Raw genomic sequence first — 21,721 nt, 5'->3', positions numbered from 1 at the left:
CCAGAAAGCCTATTCTTGAAAATGGTGCAACATATGAGATTCAATTGAAATTGGCATACCCTGTATCGACGAAGCGTCTTAAAAATTCATGACTTGGAGTCGGGAGATAGCAATCTAGGTTTGAGACTGTTTCGCTACGATCGCAAAAACAGATTAGTGCCCGCCACAAGCAACTTCTCAAACTGTCAACTAGCGAGTCTTCGAGCTGGTTGACAGTTTGAGATAAATGATCGGGACAATGTTTCGTGCAGAATTTTTCATGATGTTTTGGAGCAACTGATTGGGAGATTTGCCCATCAGCTACTTGGAATTTTTGTTCGCTAATTTTCTTAACTGCAGGAGTTAAGCCGAGGAGACTAGAAACCCAATTTCTGTCTAGATTTCTCGTCGCCCAACCAAAATTCATCATCTAAACCTGGTTTCTGATCGTAAGTCCTCAACTAGAAAAACACCGATCGCAATCCGCGTGTTATGGCAACTGTAACCAAGCAATAATGCTCGATTAGGTTTTAATTGCTGAGTTGGGGCGTGGGTCGTCCCAAACAAGCTTCACCAATAATCATTACACGTAAGTACATACTAACTCATTGATTACTACATCCGCAAATAGACGTAGATACAAGCACCAATATAAGCTATATCTTTTCACCGCGAGCGTCAAGAGTTCTGGCTTGGTAGTACCGACAATCTTGACAGGGCCCAGAAGGATTGACAGCGCAGCGAATGTAATTAGAGCGGGCGTTATACTCGCAAGTGATATCCCCGATCGAATAACCGAGGCTTTGTATGTAAGTGCGATCGGCAGTTGGTAGTTGAGTTCGCAGGGCTCTATTGGCTACCGCAAGTCTGGCCGCTGCAATTCTGTCGCGGGCTTGGCTCTGGGCAGAGCGCATCACCCACAAAGACAGCAGCGACGGAGCTAAACCTATGAAAATAATCAGGAGAGCGGTTAGCACATTTTCAGAGCTTATGTGGAGAATATGTTTTTTGATTTAGGCGAGGGCAACAGAAAATCCTCGTCGAAAAGACGGTTTTAAATAAGAAAAGTTCCCGCTCAAGTCTCAAACTAGGCCGCCCCTGTGTTAACCGTTAGCTGGGGAGTGAGGAGGGCGAATTAAATAACTTACAATTTCAATTGTTATTGTGGGATGGGCGTCCCGCCCGTCCAAAAAAGACGGGCGGGACGCCCATCCCACAAACTTTTTGAGAAATCGGTTGCTCTCCCAAACCAAAACGGTTAAACCTTAGCAACATCCCCCGCTAAATCCATCAACGAACCCGCACCTTCCACCTTAGCAACATCTAACAAAGTCTTCAAAACCGAATCGGGATTCAAACTAATCGAATCAATTCCCAACTCAACCAAGAAACGAGCAAACTCAGGATAATCGCTGGGCGCTTGGCCGCAAATCCCAATCTTGCGATCGTACTTCTTGGCGGCTTTAATGGCAATTGCTACCATGCGCTTGACAGCTTCATTCCGTTCGTCAAAAATGTGTGCGACTAAAGCAGAATCCCGGTCTAATCCTAATGTTAGCTGAGTTAAATCGTTAGAGCCGATCGAGAATCCGTCAAAAACTTGGGCAAATTCGTCAGCAAATATGACATTGCTCGGCAATTCGCACATCACATACACTTGCAAGCCGTTCTCGCCCTTAACTAAACCGTGTTTTGCCATTTCGGCTAACACTTTTCGACCTTCCTCTGGGGTGCGGCAAAATGGAATCATCGGAATCACATTTGTCAAGCCCATTTCGTCGCGAACTCGCTTTAATGCTTTGCATTCCAAAGCGTAAGCTTCGCGGTAATTCGGGTCGTAATAGCGAGAGGCGCCGCGCCACCCGATCATCGGGTTTTCTTCCTTGGGTTCAAACTGCCGCCCTCCCAAAAGGTTAGCATATTCGTTGCTCTTGAAATCGCTCATCCGCACGATAACTGGATTTGGATAAAATGCGGCGGCAATTGTGGCAATTCCGTGGGCTAGTTTGTCGGTGAAGAAATCGGGTTTGTTTGGGTAAAGTGCTGTCAGGTTGGCAATTTCTTCTTTGACTGATTCATCTACCAATTCGTCAAAGTGAATCAGTGCCAGCGGGTGTGCTTTAATGTGATTGGCAATGATGAATTCCAACCGCGCTAAGCCTACGCCGTCGCAAGGAATGGCTGATAAACCAAAGGCTTCTTCTGGGTTCCCGACATTCATTAAAATTTTAGTGCGGGTGCGGGGCAAATTCTCGATCGCAGTTTCTTGAATTTCAAAAGGAAGCAAACCGGAATAAACTTTGCCTTCCTCTCCTTCGGAACAAGAAACAGTGATTTCTTGCCCGTTTTTCAAGATTTGGGTGGCGTCGCCGGTGCCGACAATGGCGGGAATTCCCATTTCTCTGGCGATGATGGCGGCGTGACAAGTGCGGCCGCCGGAATTGGTGACGATCGCACTTGCTTTTTTCATAATCGGTTCCCAATCCGGGTCGGTTTTGTTGGTAACTAAAACTTCTCCTGATTGAAATTCAGCGATTCTGTGCACATCTAAAATCACGCGGGCTTTGCCTTGTCCGATTGATTCGCCAACGGCGCGTCCTTTTGCTAAAACTGCACTGCTGCCTTGCAATTTGTAGTTTCGCAAAACTTTAGCAGACTTTTGAGATTGTACTGTTTCGGGTCGCGCTTGGACAATAAATAATTCGCCCGTATTGCCGTCTTTTGCCCACTCAATGTCCATCGGGGTATAAGTCCCGCGCACTTTAGAGTAGTGTTCTTCGATGACTACTGCCCATTTTGCTAGTTGCAGAATTTCATCATCTTGGATGGCAAATTTATTTTTTTCGGCTGCGATGACGGAGACGTTTTTGGTGTATTTAGAACCGCCGATATCGTACACCATTTTCAGGGTTTTGCTGCCGAGTCGTTTCTCTAAAATTGGGCGAAAACCTTGTTTTAAGGTTGGTTTAAAGACGAAGTATTCGTCGGGGTTGACGGTTCCTTGGACGACGTTTTCGCCTAATCCGTAGGCGGCGGTGACTAATACGGCGTTTTTGAATCCGGTTTCGGTGTCGATGCTGAACATGACGCCGGAGGATGCTAAGTCCGATCGCACCATTTTTTGGACGCCGACTGATAGGGCGACTTCAAAGTGGTCGAAACCCCGCTGTTGGCGGTAGGAAATCGCGCGATCGGTGAATATGGAAGCAAAGCATTTGTGACAGCATTCGAGGACGCCAGCGCAAGCTTGGACGTTGAGGTAGGTTTCTTGCTGTCCCGCGAAACTGGCGTCTGGTAAGTCTTCGGCGGTGGCGGAGGAACGCACTGCTACGTCTGTACTGTCGCCGTAGCGATCGCACAATTTTTCGTAAGCATCCGCGATCGCCGCTTGGAGTTCTCGCGGAAATGGTGTGTCGAGAATCAGTGCCCGCGCTTGCTTGCCTTTTTGTCGCAGGTTCTGCATATCTTCTACGTCTAAATCGGCAAAAATTTCGCGCAATTTAGCTTCTAAGCCCGCTGACTGGATGAAGTATCGGTAAGCGTATGCTGTAGTTGCAAATCCGTTGGGAACTCTGACTCCTTGGGCGGTTAACTGTTGAATCATTTCGCCCAAAGAAGCATTTTTACCGCCTACTAATGGGATGTCGGCGATGCCGACTTCATCAAACAACAATACTAAGGCTTTTTCTTTGGGAATTAAACCGGGTTTTTGTTCAATTGCTAAATTGTCGAGCATTGCTTTTTTCCTCTCAACTTCAGCTCATTTCGGTCAAAGTTTCGGTCAAAGTACAGTCAACAAAAGACAGTTTATTGGGAATTTTAATTTGGTTACAAAAATTCTCAATTTTTTTTCTAGGCTGTATCAACCGATTTTTCGATTGCCTCTATTTCAACATTATCACTTTTTTGCTAAATAGCAAGGCCTGTGGAGATATTTTATTTGATTGCAAAAAGTAAAGAAATCGCAGTAATGAGTTTATGTAAGGTATTATAAAAGAAGTGGTAAAAATATGAATAGCGAAGATAGTTCTCACCGCTTTTTTTGCGTTGAGCGCTTATTGGTGCGGGGATATGGCTCGGATTGTGTTGGTAGCGGAATCCAAGGGCAACAAAGGGTGGGGTTCGATCGCGCGATCGGCTGAACCCGCCCAAAAACGGATACTTACTTTCCGACAGGAGTCGTGAGTCGCCCAAAATTTGAGATTCTAGTTCAACCTGCGCGATTCATCTGTGGACTAAATCTAAAATCTAAAATCGGATCGCAGGGGCGATCGCCCAAACAAACAACAACACCCAGCAGCTTAGTTTCCTCCTGAAACCGATCTTCTAAAAACCTTAAAAAATTTTCCCTCTGATTGCGTTGACCTATTTAGAGCAAAAACACAGACGCATAGATATTAGATATTGCACCATCAATAAGCCTTTTACGGGGGGGGTTAAAAGAACCCATCCCAAGAAAAGTTACTCTTTGTGAAACTGGCAAAAAATCCCGTTTTTGAGAATAGTCCAACCTCTGAGATAGAGTGCATTGTAATTGGGAGGATCTCACTTTGGCAGCAAGCTAGAAATAGGAGTTATGAGGCAGGAGGCCGAAGGAAAGAGTCAGAAGGAAGGAGGGAAAAAAAGTGTTTTTACCAATATGAGATGCTCCCTTGTAATTGTGGAACCAAAGGGTTTTTAACGGCGAACGGCGGGATTTGTGGCTATACAATTCTTTATATGCTATAATAGTTTGCTACACTGCCTTATGACAAAAAACAAGGTATATGATATCAGTTTTGAGCCCACCCGCCAAGCGAAACGGCTTTAAAGTTCTTCTGGTCGAAGACAATCAAGCAGAAGCCGATCTGATCGAAGAATTATTATTAGAAACAAATGTCAGTAGAGCCGAACCCCAAAGGCTATCAGTAAGTTGTACAGACCGTCTCAGCAAAGCGCAGGAACTTTTGGTCGGCGAACATTTTGATGTGATTTTACTAGATCTTTCGCTGCCCGACAGCCAAGACTTAAATACAATTGTCAAAATACAAGAATACAGCCTAAATACTCCGATTGTCGTACTGACTGCCCGCAACGATGAAGAGCTTGCCGTGCAGTCAATCCAAGCCGGAGCTCAAGATTATCTAGTCAAGCGAAAAATCGACAGCGAAGTGTTGATTAGATCGCTTCGCTACGCAGTCGAGCGACAGCACAACCAAGAAGCTTTGCGAAAAAGCGAAGAAAAATATCGCTCGGTAGTCGAGAATTCTCTCGTCGGAATTGCCATTCTTGCTCCTGGGAGTTCCCCCTCAGCACCAGAAAAATGCGAGTGGTTGGAAGTAAACGATGCTTTGTGTGATTTGCTGGGATACGATCGCCAAGATTTTTTGCATGATAATTGGGAGAAGTGGGGTTTTCCTGAAGACTTGCAGGCCAGTATAGAGCAGTTAAAAAAAATTTTTGCAGGGGAGAGCGAAGGCTATGTTCTAGACAAAAGGTGGCGCCGAAAAGACGGAAAAACACTTTACACTAGAGTTTCCCTGCGCTGTATTCGCGCGCTAGACGGCTCGATCGACCACCTGATTAAAGTAGTCTTGGACGTGAGCGATCGCTACCGTTACGAAGCTCAATTAAAAGCATCAGAAGAGTTTTTAAATCACACGATTAATTCTACTCCTGACCCGATTTTTGTCAAAAATGAGCAGCACAAATGGATACTATTAAACGATGCTTTTTGCAATTTGATAGGAAAAAGGCGATCGGAACTGATTGGCAAGTCAGGATACGATTTTTTGCCCCCAGCACAAGCGGCTTTTTTTGGGCAACAAGACGAGGAAGTATTGCAAAGAAGTCTTTCTCAGGAAACAGAAGAAATTTTTACCGATGGCGGCGGTCAAGAACGCATTATCTCTACAAAAAAAACAGTTTTTAACAACGCCGATGGTCGTAAAATGTTGGTCGGAACAATGCGAGATGTGACCGAATACAAACGCCAGCAAGTTGCGTTGCAGGAAAGCGAAGCTCGATTTCAAATAATGACCGACAACGTGCCGGGAATGATTTATCAATATCGGCTTTATGTAGATGGTAAAACATCTTTTACTTACGTTTCTTCCGGCAGTTGGCAGATATACAATTTAAAGCCAGAACAAATAGAAGAAAATGCCACTTTGGCTTTTGCAACAGTTCACCCAGACGACATCTCAGACTTGCAGCGCTCGATGGCAACTTCAGCGGCGACTCAGCAAGCTTGGCAACACCAGTGGCGGCAAATTATGGGAGATCGAGTGAAATGGCTGCAAGGCGCGTCGAAGCCAGAAAAGCAAGCCAACGGCGATATAGTTTGGGACGGTTTGGTGATGGATGTTACCGAATTGAAACAAACCCAGCAAGACCGCGATCGATTTTTTAATCTGTCGCTGGATTTACTTTGCATTGCAGGTTTTGATGGCTATTTCAAACGCTTAAACCCCGCTTGGTCAAATGTATTGGGTTATAGCAGTGATGAAATCTTAGCCAAACCTTTGATAGAATTCGTCCATCCACAAGACCTAGAAATTACTGTAGCGGAATTAGAAAAACTTAAAAAAAGCCACCCCGTTATTAGCTTAGAAAACCGCTATCTTTGCCAAGATGGTTCTTATAAATGGCTGTCGTGGACAGCATCGCCGTTTGCAGAAGAAGGTTTGATTTATGCAGTGGCTCGCGACGTTACATTTAGCAAGCAAGCTGAAGCTGAATTGCGTAAGAGCGCAGCTACCAACCGCGCTCTTTTAAATGCGATACCAGACATGATATTTCGCTGTCGGGCAGACGGCACTTTTGTAGACTTCAAACCGGCCAAAGATTTCGAGAATATCCTACCACAAAAATCACTAATTGGCAAAAAAGCACAAGACATCTTGCCGGCTGCTTTTGCTGACACAATCTTGTCGGGCCATCAACAAGCGATCGACACTGGCGAGATTCAAGTCGTAGAATATCAAATGCCAGTTAATGGTGAACTCTACGATTTTGAAGCGAGAATTGTCTTCTGCACGGAGGACGAAATTATGGCGATCGTCCGCGACATCACCAATCGCAAACGTTTCGAGTCAAAACTCCACAGGCAAGCAGCAGCAATGGCGGCTGCTTCCGAAGGTATCGCCATATTCAGTGCCGACAAAGAGGTGATTTATTGCAACGCAGCACGACTCAATATCTACGGTTACAACTCTCTCGAAGAAATCTTAGGTAAAAGTTGGAAAATCTTCTACCAAGGTGCAGAACTGCAAAGGTTCGAGCAAGAAGTCCTGCCGACTTTAGTGCAGAAAGGTTCTTACAGCACCGAAGCAGTAGGATGCCGTCGCGACGGATCGGAAGTCCCTATAGATGTCTCGCTGACAATGCTAGCCGGCGGAGAAACTATTTGCGTTGTTCGCGATATTTCTCAAAGAAAACAAGCAGAAGCAGCACTGCGAGAGAGCCAGCGATTCGCTCAGCAAATTGCTGGGGCCAGTCCTAATATTTTGTATGTTTGCGACTTAATTGAAAAAAAAAATATCTATGCAAACGCTTCTATCTACCACATTCTTGGCTATACAGTAGAGGAGATTCAGGCAATGGGGCCGTGGATGATGTCAACTTTAATCCACCCCGAAAATTTAATCAAAATGCCTGATTATTTACAGCAAGTCGAAACAGGCAGCGAAGGGGATATCTTTGAAATTGAATACAGAATTAGGCACAAGGATGGTTCTTGGCGCTGGATGGTTAGCCGAGATACTGTATTTGCGAAAACGGCAGACGGTAAGTTAAAACAAATTCTCGGCACGGCAACTGATATTACAGAAAGCAAGCAAGCAGAAGATGAAATAAAGCTGTTGCTGGCAGCAACTCAAGCCATTAGTCAGTCGGCAGATTTTCACAGCGCCCTCCCAGAGATTCTGCGGTTGCTGTGCAATGCGATCGGCTGGGATTTTGCGGAAGCTTGGATACCGACTGCTAACGGTACTTTTTTGGAACACAGCGAAACTTGGTACGCTAGCGATCGCGATTTAGATACGTTCGGCCGCGAAAGTAAAAAAATTAGATTCGCCGCCGGAGTGGCAGTACCTGGACGGATTTGGTCAACCAGAAATGTAGAGTGGATTGAAGATATTTCTCTAGCCAAAAATCATCTTTTTGCCCGATCGCAAATGGCGGCATCAGTCGGATTGAAAGCTTGTTTCGGAGTGCCCATTCACGCTAGCTCAAAGGTGCTGGCAGTTTTAGTATTCTGCAAGCGCAATCGCTCGATTATGGAACCGCGTATAGTAGAGTTGGTCAAGGCTGTAGCGACTCAGTTGGGCGATCATATTCAGCGCAAACAAGCCGAAGAAGAATTGCGTAAAAGTGAAGAACGCTGGCAGTTAGTTCTCAAAGGCAATCAAGACGGAATTTGGGATCTGAATCTTCAAACAAATGAAGCTTTTCGATCGGCCCGCTGGCAAGAAATTATCGGTTACGCAGACGGCGAAATCGACAGCACCAACAGGGGATGGATCGATCGCATCCATCCAGACGATCGCTCACGAGTGCAAGCAGCGATCCAAGGTTATCTCGATCGCCAAACCCCCTATTACGCCGCCGAATACCGCTTGCAGTGCAAAGACGGCAGCTATAAGTGGGTGCTCGCCCGCGCTCAAGCAGTGTGGGACGAAGCCGGAAACCCTCTGCGGATGGTGGGTTCGATGACGGATATCAGCGATCGCAAAGCAGCAGAATTAGCTTTACTGCAGGTCACTCAAGCCGTCGAAAGTACCAGCGACGCGATCGCGATCGCCGACTTAAAAGGGCGGTCTATTTACCACAATCAAGCCTTCATTCAGCGTTACGGCTACACGGTGGAAGAACTCAACGATCTAGGCGATACGGCCGCGCTTTATGTCCGGCCGAAAAATTACAAACAAATCTATAAAAGCCTTCGCAAAGGTCGCTCTTGGTGTGGCGAACTTTCACTGCAAACTAAGAGCTGCGAAGCAGTAACTGCTCTGGTGCGAGCCGACAGTATTCAAGATATTAATGGGACTTACATCGGCTTAATGGCAGTAATTACCGACATCACAAAACGCAAAGAATCTGAAGTAATTTTGCGCCAAAAATTAAAGCGCGAACAGTTGGCAGTAGCCATGCTGGAACGCATTAGGTTTTCTCTAAATCTGGAAGAGATTCTTACCAAAACTGTCGAAGAAGTGCGGCATTTTTTGCAAGTAGACCGCACAGTTATTTACCAATTCAATCCAGATTGGAGCGGATTTATCGCTGTCGAGTCGGTTGCCGAAAATTTCCGACCAATTGTAGGAATGGATATTTATGACCCCTGTTTTGGGGAAGCCTACGTTACTCTTTACCGAGACGGCAGAATTAGAGCAACAGAAGATGTTTACAATGCCGGTCTGGCCGACTGCCACTTGGCTTTGTTGACTCGGTTCGATGTGAGAGCGAATCTGGTAGTGCCGATTTTGCAAGGCGAAAACTTGTGGGGGCTGTTAATTGCCCACCACTGCACGGGCCCGCGTCCCTGGCAGCAATTGGAGGCAGAGTGCCTGAAACAATTGGGTGTGCAGTTGGCGATCGCCATTCAGCAATCGACGCTATTTGAACAAGCACAAACCGAAATTGCCGATCGCAAACTTGCAGAAGCCGCCCTGCAATTAGCTAAAGAAGCCGCCGAATCCGCCAACCGCGCTAAAAGCGACTTTCTCGCCAACATGAGCCACGAATTGCGGACGCCTTTGAACGGGATTTTGGGATACATTCAACTGCTCAAAGTCGATAAAAATTTGACCGCCGATCAGCAGGAAAGTCTTAACAACATTCACCAGTGCGGCAACCACCTGCTGATGCTGATTAATGATGTTTTAGACCTCTCAAAAATCGAAGCTAGTAAAATGGAACTGTCACGGACAAAGGTGCCTTTTTCCAGTTTTGTTAAAAGTATTATTGATTTGTTCCAAATGCGCTCTGCTCAAAAAGGAATTGCCTTTAATTACGAGCAGGTTTCAGCGCTTCCAGACGGCATTTTGGCAGACGAAAAAAGGTTGCGTCAAGTTTTGATTAATTTGCTCAGCAATGCCGTTAAGTTTACGAACAGCGGCAGCGTTACATTCAAAGTCGGTTATGCAGAAAATTTCCCCGATAATTCTCCTCAAACCAACTGCGAAAATTCTAGTTTGACAGCGGAAATTGCCACTCAAACAATCAATTTAGCCGGGAATATAGACGCGCAGCAAATGTCGATACCGCCGCAGGGAACAACAGAAGCGCGGGAGGTGATAACAGACTATATTGGCGATCGTGTCCCTACCCCTAAAATTCGCTTTCAAATCGAAGATACCGGCATTGGCATTTCTCAGAATAAATTAGAAGAAATATTTTTGCCTTTTCATCAAGTGGGCGATCAGAACAATTTCGTCGAAGGTACCGGCCTGGGACTTTCCATCAGCCAAAAATTAGCCAAAATGATGGGCAGCCAAATTCGCGTCCAAAGTACCTCCGGCAAAGGCAGCATATTTTGGTTGGATCTAGACTTGCCCGCAGTCGCCCAGTGTTCTGAACTCCCCTCCCGGCAAGAAAAAAGGCGGCTTGTCGGTTTTACCGGCCCCCAGCGGAAAGTGCTAATAGTGGACGATCACGAAGTAAATCGCGCCATGTTGCACAGGCTGCTTGTTCATTTAGGCTTTGAAATTGCAGAAGCTGCAGACGGCGAAGACTGCTTGCACAAAGCACAGGAATTTCTACCGGATCTAATTTTAATGGATTTGCTGATGCCGGTAATGGACGGTTGGGAAGCTACCAGGCGGCTGCGACAGTTGCCGGAATTAAAAGATACGGTTATCCTTGCTTTGTCCGCTAACGTTTACGAGACTAGCAGGCAACAGAGCATACTTGCAGGTTGCGATAATTTTCTCACCAAGCCGATTCAAACTAACGAGCTTTTAGAATTATTGCGCCTGCATTTGAGACTAGAATGGGTTTACGAAGAACGAGTGCAAACCAAAAAGCGGACAGATCAAACGACAAAAGCATCTTCTGAGATTGCTGCTGCTGACTCAACGATGGTGTCTCCTGCCTCAGAGTCAGTCTTGGCGTTGTTAAGATTGGCTGCAATGGGCGATATTGAAGCTATTCTGGAAGAAACTGCTAAACTCGAACATTCTGACCCGACATTAGTGCCTTTCGTTCATCACCTGCGCCCACTTGCTAAAGGATTTCAGCTCAAGCAAATTCGAGATTTTTTGAAGCAACATTTGTCCTAAAATTGACGGTAGCTAACAGACAACTCAAAATCAGTTAACTCTCGCGCCCTGAGTACCATTCTCAATCAGGGGTTCTGGCCTCCCGCGAAGGGACAACTTAATCTGCTGGGGCGGCCCGGACTCGCCACCGGTTCCTCAAAGGGTTATGGCAAATAGAAGCATCTAGGAAGCAACCGGGTTTCTAGATCCGCAGAAAATTCATTGAATCCGATTTTACGTCACAAACCACAACTCAAAACTCAAAAATTTGAATATTTCCCTTGAATATGAACGATAAGAATTCCGAAAGAAGCATCATACAAATTGTCGATGACAACCAAACAAATCTTGACGTACTTTTCGAGTTGTTAAGGAATTACGGGTTTAAAGTATTAGTGGCTCTAGACGGCGAAAGTGCGATCGAGCAAATTGACTACATCCATCCAGACTTGATTCTTTTGGATATCATGATGCCAGGAATTGACGGTTTTGAAACTTGCCGACGTTTGAAAGCAGACCCGTCAACGCAAGATATTCCCATCATATTCATGAGCGCCCTTTCCGATACCCCTGATAAAGTAAAAGGCTTTCAGACAGGAGCCGTTGACTACATCACTAAGCCTTTCCAACACGAAGAAGTTTTGAGCCGGATTCAAACCCACTTGACAATCCGCAGCTTGCAAAAAAAACTCGAAGAAAAAAACCTCGAACTGGCCCACCTCAACCAAAACCTGGAAAAACTTGTTGAACAAAAAACCAAGCAATTAATAAACCAGGAAAAAACAGCCATCATCGGGCGTTTGACTCAGGGCATGGTTCACAACCTCAAAAGTCCGCTGCAAGTGATCCAGACTAGCGTCGATTTGATTGAAACAAAAGCCACACAAATTCAAGAAGATTCTCTGTTTAATTATACCAAGTATATTTTTCAAGCAGTCACAAAAATCAATCAGATCATGGATACTCTGATGATGAAAAGCCGAAACGAGCAAAAGCAAGATTTGCACCCGGTGAATATCAACGATTTAGTCCAGAGAGAAATTCAGCTATTGGAAGGCAACCTGTATTTTAAAAATAAGATTAGAAAAAAATACTTTTATGACGAAGAAATTCCCAGCATTCCCTTAATTTATTCCTATCTTTCTCAAGTATTTTATAATTTAATCAATAATGCAATGGATGCTATGTGGGCAAAGAAAAGCAGAGAAATAACTATCGTGACTCGGCAAGACGACTCCAACATATACATGGATATTGCAGATACGGGATGCGGCATATCATCTGAAGATGTGTCAAAACTTTTTGACCCTTTTTACACCTCAAAGCCACCTAAAGGCGAGGAAAAAACCGAAGGCGAACCGACAGGAACAGGTCTAGGACTTTATACTTGTATTGAACTTTTAAAACCTTTTAACGGTGAGATTGCTATTAGCAGCAATGTCGGTCAAGGCAGCGTGTTTACAGTTGTGCTGCCCAAACCGCAGAAAAATTGAGCGACTCAACTGAGTTAAATTGTGTCCGGTTAGACAACCATAATTAAGTTGGTAATTAGGTTTGTAGCAAGGAATGCAAGTCTTGGTTCCTCCATCGAGAGAGGGGGAGCATCTCAGTTTTGTAAAAAGCATTTTTTTTATTGTAGTGCGAGCGTCCCCGCTCGCGTATTGTACAATACGCGAGCGGGGACGCTCGCACTGTAAATGCAAAACTGAGATGCTCCCGAGAGAGGACTTGCATTGATCAATACAAACAGGCGCTAATTGCGGGCAATTAACCGGACACAATCTCAGATATTATCTTGTAAATCAACGGGAATTATCGTAGCTTAGTAGTAATACCATCTTGAAAAAATAATGCAACTTTAGGAAAGCTTTAAACGGCAATTTATAATCTCAAGTTTCACAGGCTATCAGCAATGCAAATCCTGATTACTCCGCGCTCTTTTGACTTGCCTCTTGCTATTCCCCTGCCAAAGGTTGTAAATTAAAATAGAGTTGAGTGGCAATATTGGTAAGAAAATGAGAGTTTTGGGCCACTAGGTTTGGGGCGAGGCGGAAAACTTGCAGCGAACAACTCAATTCTACAAATAGATATGCGCGGTCTGCAAGCACACAGCGCACTCTCAAGGGTGCGGTTCAAGTTCCCCCATCATCAGCTAGGTAGCTGCATCCGGTGCTGAGATTTTATAATTACTAAAAAATAGCAAAAGGATACCAGTAAAAAAAATGCCACTGTACGCAAGAACCAAACCGCGATAGTCATCAGTTATTCCCAATCTCCCATCTCAAATCTAAAATATAAAATGGTATGACATCTGTTTTTGAGTCAACTTTAACGCCTGGTTTAAAAATTCTTTTAGTAGAAGACTGTGCAGAAGATGCAGAACTCATTCAAGAACTGCTGTCTGAGGGCCAACTAGGACAATCAATTGATGTCACCAATGTAGTCCGCCTCCGGGAAGCGATAGAAATTTTAAGCGACAAAATTTTTGATGTAATTTTATTGGATCTTTCACTTCCTGACAGCCCAAAATTTAATACTTTTTTCCGACTTCAAGATGGCGGTATAAATACTCCGATCGTCATTCTGACAGCAGCCGATGACGAAGAACTGGCTGTCGAGTTAATTGCCGCCGGCGCCCAAGATTATCTGGTGAAAAGACAGGTAGACAGCCGGCTGCTGGTACGGACGCTCAGGTGCGCGATCGCCCGCCAGAAACGGCAAGCAGAATGGCAAAAAAGTCAAGAAAAATACCAGCAGGTTGTTGGCAATATCAAAGAAGTAGTTTTTGAAACAAATACTGCCGGCAATTGGACTTTTCTCAATCCAGCTTGGACAGAAATTACCGGATTTACCGTTGATGAAAGCTTAGGTACTTCCTGTTTGACTTACATTCATTCTGAGGATCGATACCAATATTTAAATTCGTTGAGAGGTCTGAGCGAAAATCAAGAAAGATCCAGTTGCTATCAAATTCGATATCTTACCAAAACTGGCGAAATTCGCTGGGTGGAAGTGCAAGAATTTTTGATGTTTGGCTGGGACGGCGCGGCACAGGGGACGACAGGAACTATCCACGATATTACGGATAAAATTTTAGCACTCTCCGAACTGGAAGCTAGTAAAAAGTTTTTGAATTATACGATAGATGCACTGGCTGACCCCATTTTTGTCAAGGACGAACAGCACCGCTGGATACTGTTAAATGATGCTTTTTTCAAGCTGCTCGGCAAGCAGCGCGAGGAACTGCTGGGCAAGTCGGATTACGAGTTTTTCCCAAAACAAGAAGCTGAGATTTTTTGGCTGAATGACGAACAAGTGTTTAGGACAGGGGAAGAAAACGAGAGCGAGGAAATATTTACGGACGGCAGCGGTGCAAAGCACATTTTGTCTACTAAAAAAACTGTCTTTGAAAATACCGACGGCAGTAAAATTCTCGTCGGGATAATTCGAGATATCACTCAGGAGAGGCGCCAACAATTAGCGCAGCAAGAAAGCGAGGCTAGACTGCGGCAGCTTGCTGCCAATTTGCCGGGAATAATTTATCAATTTCGCCTCTCAACCGACGGCAAAAAAAGTTTTCCTTACATTTCTTCGGGCAGTCGCGATTTATTTGAATTGGCACCCGAAAATATTCAGAATAATCCCCAACTACTTTTGAGTTTTCTTCATCCAGATGACCGTCAAAAATTTGAAGAATCTCTTGCTGTTTCTGCGGCAAATATGCAGCCCTGGCAGCAGGAATGGCGCGCGATTGTACCGTCGGGAAAACTTAAGTGGATGCAAGGGGTTTCGTCGAAACCGGAACGAGTTGATTGTCCGACTGAAATAGGGCAGGAAGGGGATATAGTTTGGGAAGGCATGGTGCTGGATATTACTGATTTAAAACAGGCAGAAGCAGCTTTGCGGGAGAGCGAAGCCAGATTTCGATCGCTCGTTGAGAATATCCCCGGCGCTATCTGCCGCAGCTTGTACGATGCTGATGGGACGATGGTATTTATTAGCGATGAAATTGAGGTAATTAGTGGGTATCCTGCTGGGGATTTTATTGGCAACAACCGCTTGAGTTTTGCGACAATTGTCCACGAGGCAGACAAGGAAATGGTCGATCGACAAATCAGCGCAGCAGTAGAGTCGAAACAGCCGTACAATCTAGAATACCGGATTGTTCGCGATGACGGAGCGGTGCGGTGGGTGTCGGAAAGAGGTAGGCCAACTTACAATCTGGAAGGGCTGGTTTTGTGGCTCGACAGAGCGATTTTTGACATTACCGATCGCAAACAAGCCGAACTAACTCTGTGCCTGGTAACTCAAGCTGTAGATAGCGCTAGTGATGCGATCGCGATCGCAGATTTGGACGGTTATTCCGTTTATCACAATCAAGCATTTATTCAGCGCTACGGCTATACAGTTGAGGAACTAAATAATGCCGGGGGCCCAGCAGTAATGTACCCCAAATCTCAAGATTTGAGACAGTTATTTAGGGTGCTGCGGAAAGGTTTTTCCTGGGAAAGTGAAATTGAAATCAAGAGTAAAAAGGGCGATATTATAGAAACTTTCTTGCGCGCTAACTGCATTAAAGATAGCGCTAGTCAACCGATAGGAATGATAGCCATAATTGCCGACATCACAGAAATAAAACGCACCGAATCGGCATTAAAACTCAGTCAAGAGCGCTTGCAGTTGGCGGTTTCAGGCAGCTCTTTGGGGCTGTGGGATTGGAATATAGCTACTGGCGAAACTTATTTCGACTTTTATTGGAAATCAATGCTTGGCTATGCAGAAACCGAAATTGAAAACAACCTCAAAGGTTGGGAAAGTTTGCTGCATCCCGAAGACCGACGGAAGGTAATGGAATGTTTAAATTCCTATTTGGAAGGTGAGACAGATATCTATGAATTTGAATTTCGGATGCTCAACAAAGCGGGAAATTGGCAGTGGATTCTGGCGATGGGCAAGGTAGTCGAGTACGACGAATGGGGTGCGCCGTTGCGGATAACAGGCACTCACAAAGATATCAGCGCTCGCGTTGCAGCAGAAGCCGAAAAAACGCAGTTAATCGCATCTCTGCAACTACTTGCCGAACAGTTGCAAGCAGCGCAAAAAATAGCCCGCATCGGCAATTGGGAATTCGATAGGGAGGCAGGAGTTATTACTTGGTCGGAAGAACTGTTTCGAGTTTACGGTCGAGAATTGAATCTGCCACCGACAATGGAAGAACTTTTAGAGCAAATTCATCCCGATGACAAAGAAAGGTTCGCAGAAGTTGTACAAAAAGCAGTGACTGAAGGAACAGCTTACGATATCGACCACCGCATCTATTTCCCATCAGGAGAAATTAGGCACGTTAACGCTAAAGGACAAGCTGTTAAAAATGAGTTGGGTCAGGTGGTGCGGATGTTTGGCACGGCAATGGACATTACCCATCGCAAAAAAGCCGAAACTGCTTTGCAAGAAAGCGAACAGCGATTTCGAGCGGTATTTGAACAAGCGGCGATAGGCATTGTGAAAGTGTGGCCAGACGGTCAATTTTTGAATGCAAATCAAGGCTTTTGCAATATTGTGGGCTACTCAGAATTGGAACTGAAAGCGCGAAATGTTGGGGAGATTTCTCACCCCGAAGATGTAGCAGCAGATGTCGAGTCGCGCGACAGACTGTTAGCTGGGGAAATTTTTAATTATTCCCTTGAGAAACGCTTTATTCGCAAAGACGGTTCATTTGTTTGGACTAATATGACTGTATCTTTAGTGCGGGATGGGTTTGGGGAACCTAGCTATGTAATTGGTGTGATTGAAGATATTAGCTCTCGCAAACTTGCCGAGGCTATCTTGCGCCAGCAATTAAAGCGAGAACGGTTGGTGGTAGAGATGCTGGAACGCATTCGATCTTCTCTCAATTTAAAAGAAATCTTGACAAAAGCTGTTGCTGAAGTACGGCAATTTTTGCAAACAGACCGGACAATAATTTATCGCTTTAATCCCGATAGGAGCGGTTTTGTAACTGTCGAGTCGGTGGGCGAAAAGTGGCGATCGATTCAGGGACTAACTATTAACGATCCCTGCTTTGAATACAGCTATGCTTCTGCTTACGAACACGGTCGGGCTGTACCTGTAGATGATATTTACAAAGCTGGTCTTTCCCGGTGCTACATTAATTTATTAAGTCAATTTCAGGTGCGAGCTAATTTGGTAGTGCCGATTTTGCAAGGCGAGAAGTTGTGGGGGCTATTGATTGCCCACGAGTGCGCTGGCCCCCGCCACTGGCTGGAAATTGAGGTCGAGTGTCTCAAACAAATTAGCGTGCAGTTGGCGATCGCGATCCAGCAATCAATGCTGTTTGAGCAAGCACAAAGTGAAATTGCCGATCGCAAACAAGCCGAGTCAGCTTTGCAGGAATCGGAAGCGCGAGAACGTTCAAAAGCGCTAGAGTTAGAAGCAGCTATTAACAAACTCCGAACCACTCAAGCTCAGCTCGTTCAAAATGAAAAAATGGTGAGTTTGGGTCAGTTAGTTGCTGGTGTTGCTCACGAAATTAATAACCCCGTAAGCTTTATTCACGGCAATCTCAGTCCGGCTCGCAATTACACTTTAGATTTGCTGGAATTGATTAAAGTTTACCAGCATTACTGTCCTCATCCTCCGGCCCAAGTCTTGGATAAAATTGATGAAATAGACTTGGATTATATTGTTGAGGATTTCCCGAAATTGTTTAATTCGATGCAAGTAGGCACCGAGCGAATTGTCGAGATCGTGAAATCGTTGCGTAATTTTTCCCGATTGGACGAGTCCGCAGGGAAGTCGGTTAACATTCACGAGGGAATTGATAGCACTTTGATGATTTTGCAAAATCGGTTAAAATCTCACAGCAGTCCAGGAGAAATTCTGATAGTTAAAGATTACCAAATATTGCCACAAATTGAATGCTTTCCGGGTGAGTTGAATCAGGTATTTATGAATATTTTAATTAATGCGATCGATGCTTTGGAAGAACGGGACAAGCAGCGTTCGATCGAGGAGTGCGATCGACATCCCAGCACCATCACTATTCGCAGCTATCAGGCTGCTGCGGGCTTCGTAGCGGTATCTATTGCGGATAACGGGGGGGGGATACCGGAGTCAGTGCGATCGAGGCTGTTTGACCCGTTTTTCACGACTAAACCTGTGGGCAAGGGTACGGGTTTGGGACTGTCGATTTCTCACTCGATTATAGTCGATCGCCACGGCGGCCGATTGAGCTGTATTTCGACACCGGGTGAGGGAGCGGAGTTTTTGATTGAAATTCCCGTGCGGCCGAATTTAACTGGTAGGAACTCAAATTTGGGGCAATAAATTAGCAATTGGTAATTGGAAATTGGGAAGCGTAAATGGGTAATATCTCACATTTTGCACCCTGATCAAGAACAGGCAAGATGCCTGTTCCACAAAGACTGAATTTTCTTGTGGAACAGGCATCTTGCCTGTTCCTAAACAAGTAATATCATGTCCGGTCGATTAGCCGAAATCAGGTAGGGGCGGGTTCACCAACAATATCTGCTAATAATTAACAATCTCAAAAACCCGCCCGGCCAGGATATTATGGTCAATCGATCGGACATGATATCAGAAAATTATTATCCTGATGCCAAGGTCATTCGATTTTAGATTTTAGATTTTAGATTTTGGATTGACCCCCCGGATAAATTCGGGGGCTTGAGGATTTTAGATTTTAGATTTTGGATTGATTCCACGGATAAATCACGTGGCGGGTACCATCAAGAAATTCTTGGTCAACAATATAAGTTTTGAGTCGTGAGTGAAAAATCAAACACGATATTACAAATTACCTTCAACTTTTACATAAAAATCGGGGAAGATTCCGAGTTACTGCTAGCGTGACAAATGCGATTTTTGCCTTCGGTTTTGGCTTGAAAAAGGGCGCTGTCAGCGCGGAGAATTAGGGTGTCGGGAGATTCTTGGGCAGAAGGAATCGCTGTCGCAATGCCGCAACTGAGGGTAACGTAGGGGCCGATCGACGATCGCGCGTGGGGCAGTTTCAAGCTGGCGATGCCGTCGCAAATTTGTTGGGCGACAGCGTTTGCCCCTTCGGGGCTAGTGTTGGGCAGCACTACGGCAAATTCTTCGCCACCGTAGCGGGCGGCCAGATCCCCAGCCCGCTTGGTGGCTGTGGCGATCGCCCCCGCAACTTGGCGCAAACAATCGTCCCCGCCGAGGTGTCCATAAAACTCGTTGTAAAGTTTAAAAAAGTCGATGTCAAACATAATTAAAGACAGCGGCAGTTCCTCTCTTGCCAATCTGCGCCACTCTAATCTCAAAACGCGATCGAACTGGCGGCGATTGGCAATGCCACTCAGTCCGTCAGTAGTTGCCAGTTGCTGCAATTTTTGATTGGCTATTGCTAGCTTGCGGTAAAGTTGAGATTGTTCGATCGCGATCGCCACTTGATTTGCCAAGTGCTGTAAAAAATCTATTTCCCACTGCTGCCATTCCCTGACACCGCTGCAATTGTATGCTGTCAACATTCCCCACAAACTATTGCGATTTTCTGCGATCGAATCCGGCAAATTTTTACCCTGCGCCTGCGGTTTGCCACTCGCCTCGTGCCAGATATAATTTTCCGCTGCATCTTGATTGTTCTCGACTTCCCAAACAGTGGCTTCTTGTGTTTCTTTTGCCGTTTCCCAGTCGCCTGATTGCCAAATTGGTACGCTGATAACTGCTGCAATTTCACAATCTGTCAACAATTCTTTGCAACTGCCAGCCAAGGGGGCAGTGCTGACATCGGCTATTGCTTGTACCGACTGGGATTCGACTAAAACAAAGCATGACACCGCCAAAGCAGCACTAATATTTTGGTTTTCAATATAACCGAATGGCAAACCGTCACCTGCGACGATCGCACCTTTTTGCTCTTCCCCGTCCAATTGAGACACCCAATCCTGACAGCGATAAATTAAAACGCGGTCTGTTTGGAGAAATTGGCGCACTTCTGCGACTGTACTTTGGAGAATGCTTGCCGGATCTATTGACGATCGAATATGTTCGATCATTTTGCCCAACAGGCGCTGTCGGAGAGCCTGCTGCCGCAATTGTTCTTCGATTTGCTGGCGTTCGATCGCGTAATGGATTGCCCGCACCAGCAGAGTTCTGTGAAATCTTCCCTTTACCAAACAATCTTGAGCGCCCCAGCGCAATACTGACCGGGCAATATTTTCATCGCTGATATCTGTCAGCACCACAATTGGCAATGTGGGCCATCGCCCTTTCAAAACTGCGAGATCCTCGCTTCCCCTCAAGCTGTCTGACACTGACAAATCTAATAGTACGGCGTCAAACTTTTCTACTTCCAGACACCCAACTCCTATCTCCAGAGACTTAACAGTTTGGAGAAGAAATAGAGACTCGCTGAATGACCCTAGAAGGTCTTCGATCATTGTCGGAGATCCGAGGTCATCCTCAACCAACAAAATTTTCAGACATTGGTTACGTGTTAACACAACTATAGCGTTCGGAGCGAGTCGAAGGCAACTTTTTTGTTTTGATAGCGATACTTGCGATCGGCAAATATTTCGGCTTATCAAATTCACTATACACTCAAACTATGGATTTAGCTTTCCATTAAAGCTTACATATCAGGCGGAAGTGAAACGATTTCAAACCAATACTCACATAAAGTCTTCATTACTTCCAGCAAGCCTTCAAAAGTGACTGGTTTGGATATGAAAGAATTGGCTCCCAAGCGGTAGCAAAGCAAGATATCTCCTCTGCGGTGGGAAGTTGTAAGGATTACAACCGGAATTTGTTGCAAATGGGGGTCTGATCTGATCGAAGTTAGTGTTTCTCGTCCGTCCAGCCTCGGCATATTCAGATCCAAAAGTATCAAGTCGGGCTGGTGCCAATTGCTGCTATCAAGATATTGACCGCGACGGTACAAGTAGTCTAGCACTTGTTCTCCATTTTCCACAAATTCGCTCGTAATTGCTAATCGAACTTCTCCCAGTGCTTCCTTCACCAAAAAGCGCGTGTCCTCGTCATCGTTTGCTATTAAAAGAGTAAATTTTTTCTTTTTATAATTCACCGCTTTGCCTCACTACGATCGTCTTTTGTGAGGTTGCGGGACTTTGAGCCGTGTCTGAGTACCTGCAAAGCATCTCTTGCCATCATCCGGTAAATCTGGCTGAGAACACTGAAATTGTGTTGCAGCAATTTACCGTTTTTCTCCATTTGCAAAGGTTTGCGAATCATGCTTGTTTCACTTGGCAGTCTGTCCGAGAAGCGGCCAACTGCAAACACATCACAAATCCTTCTCCGCGAACTACTAGGGAAACTACTGCATCCCAAAGCAAGATGCTCTGGATACAGTTGAAAAAAATTAACAAGTCTTGCGCGCACCGCTGATTTATAAGTTGTATAAGGATAGAGCTAATAGATTTATATTGATAGATTTTTAGCTCGATGTCATCAGTGAATATGCTACACTTTATAAGCATTTTTGTAAAGAACAGATAAAG

Annotated in this window: 11 protein-coding genes; 4 read left to right on the top strand and 7 right to left on the bottom strand. The window is 45.2% G+C overall.

Features of this window, described 5'->3' with window-relative positions; genetic code table 11:
* Positions 1–40: 40 nt before the first annotated feature.
* From QT992_RS09435 to ppsA, 3 genes are all read right to left on the bottom strand, one after another.
* On the bottom strand, positions 41–409 hold the full coding sequence (locus QT992_RS09435) for a hypothetical protein (protein WP_333319240.1): 369 nt from the start codon (positions 407–409) through the stop codon (positions 41–43).
* A gap of 226 nt (positions 410–635) precedes the next feature.
* Positions 636–956, bottom strand: a complete 321-nt coding sequence (locus tag QT992_RS09430; RefSeq protein ID WP_333319239.1) for a DUF6464 family protein — start codon at positions 954–956, stop codon at positions 636–638.
* A gap of 281 nt (positions 957–1,237) precedes the next feature.
* Positions 1,238–3,715 (bottom strand): phosphoenolpyruvate synthase, encoded by a 2,478-nt coding sequence (gene ppsA, locus QT992_RS09425; protein WP_333319237.1) that lies wholly within the window; start codon positions 3,713–3,715, stop codon positions 1,238–1,240.
* Between the two features lie 274 nt (positions 3,716–3,989).
* Between ppsA and QT992_RS09420 the strand changes: the two genes are divergently transcribed.
* The 4 genes from QT992_RS09420 (at position 3,990) to QT992_RS09405 (ending at position 18,542) form a co-directional block, all read left to right on the top strand.
* Positions 3,990–4,121 (top strand): hypothetical protein, encoded by a 132-nt coding sequence (locus QT992_RS09420; protein ID WP_333319235.1) that lies wholly within the window; start codon positions 3,990–3,992, stop codon positions 4,119–4,121.
* 624 nt (positions 4,122–4,745) lie between these two features.
* Positions 4,746–11,237 (top strand): PAS domain S-box protein, encoded by a 6,492-nt coding sequence (locus tag QT992_RS09415; RefSeq protein ID WP_333342733.1) that lies wholly within the window; start codon positions 4,746–4,748, stop codon positions 11,235–11,237.
* Positions 11,238–11,503: 266 nt separating this feature from the next.
* Positions 11,504–12,709, top strand: a complete 1,206-nt coding sequence (locus tag QT992_RS09410) for a hybrid sensor histidine kinase/response regulator (protein ID WP_333319231.1) — start codon at positions 11,504–11,506, stop codon at positions 12,707–12,709.
* An 811-nt stretch (positions 12,710–13,520) separates the two neighbouring features.
* Complete coding sequence (locus tag QT992_RS09405) at positions 13,521–18,542, top strand: PAS domain S-box protein (protein WP_333341424.1); 5,022 nt, start codon at positions 13,521–13,523, stop codon at positions 18,540–18,542.
* Here QT992_RS09405 and QT992_RS09400 read toward each other — a convergent pair.
* The 4 genes from QT992_RS09400 to QT992_RS09385 all read right to left on the bottom strand — a co-directional run bounded on the left by QT992_RS09400 (position 18,525) and on the right by QT992_RS09385 (position 21,455).
* Entirely contained in the window at positions 18,525–18,665 is a 141-nt protein-coding gene (locus QT992_RS09400) for a hypothetical protein (RefSeq protein WP_333341426.1), read from the bottom strand. The genes QT992_RS09405 and QT992_RS09400 overlap by 18 nt on opposite strands.
* Positions 18,666–19,045: 380 nt before the next feature.
* Positions 19,046–20,707, bottom strand: a complete 1,662-nt coding sequence (locus tag QT992_RS09395; RefSeq protein ID WP_333341427.1) for a diguanylate cyclase domain-containing protein — start codon at positions 20,705–20,707, stop codon at positions 19,046–19,048.
* A gap of 128 nt (positions 20,708–20,835) precedes the next feature.
* Positions 20,836–21,288, bottom strand: a complete 453-nt coding sequence (locus QT992_RS09390) for a response regulator (RefSeq protein ID WP_333319225.1) — start codon at positions 21,286–21,288, stop codon at positions 20,836–20,838.
* The gene (locus tag QT992_RS09385; RefSeq protein ID WP_333319223.1) at positions 21,285–21,455 is read right to left on the bottom strand and encodes a hypothetical protein; all 171 of its coding nucleotides are present in this window, start codon (positions 21,453–21,455) and stop codon (positions 21,285–21,287) included. Before QT992_RS09385 ends, QT992_RS09390 begins: the two co-directional genes overlap by 4 nt.
* Positions 21,456–21,721 lie beyond the last annotated feature (266 nt).

The sequence above is a fragment of the Microcoleus sp. T3_D1 genome, assembly GCF_036700405.1.
GTDB lineage: Bacteria > Cyanobacteriota > Cyanobacteriia > Cyanobacteriales > Microcoleaceae > Microcoleus.
This window is presented reverse-complemented; position numbering and strand designations above follow the sequence as displayed.

Excerpts from the sequence above, each read along its gene's own strand:
- QT992_RS09435 (WP_333319240.1), bottom strand. The coding sequence starts at position 409 with ATGATGAATTTTGGTTGGGCGACGAGAAATCTAGACAGAAATTGGGTT.
- ppsA (WP_333319237.1), bottom strand. The coding sequence starts at position 3,715 with ATGCTCGACAATTTAGCAATTGAACAAAAACCCGGTTTAATTCCCAAA.
- QT992_RS09420 (WP_333319235.1), top strand. The coding sequence starts at position 3,990 with ATGAATAGCGAAGATAGTTCTCACCGCTTTTTTTGCGTTGAGCGCTTA.
- QT992_RS09415 (WP_333342733.1), top strand. The coding sequence starts at position 4,746 with ATGATATCAGTTTTGAGCCCACCCGCCAAGCGAAACGGCTTTAAAGTT.
- QT992_RS09410 (WP_333319231.1), top strand. The coding sequence starts at position 11,504 with ATGAACGATAAGAATTCCGAAAGAAGCATCATACAAATTGTCGATGAC.
- QT992_RS09405 (WP_333341424.1), top strand. The coding sequence starts at position 13,521 with ATGACATCTGTTTTTGAGTCAACTTTAACGCCTGGTTTAAAAATTCTT.
- QT992_RS09400 (WP_333341426.1), bottom strand. The coding sequence starts at position 18,665 with ATGCCTGTTCCACAAGAAAATTCAGTCTTTGTGGAACAGGCATCTTGC.
- QT992_RS09385 (WP_333319223.1), bottom strand. The coding sequence starts at position 21,455 with ATGATTCGCAAACCTTTGCAAATGGAGAAAAACGGTAAATTGCTGCAA.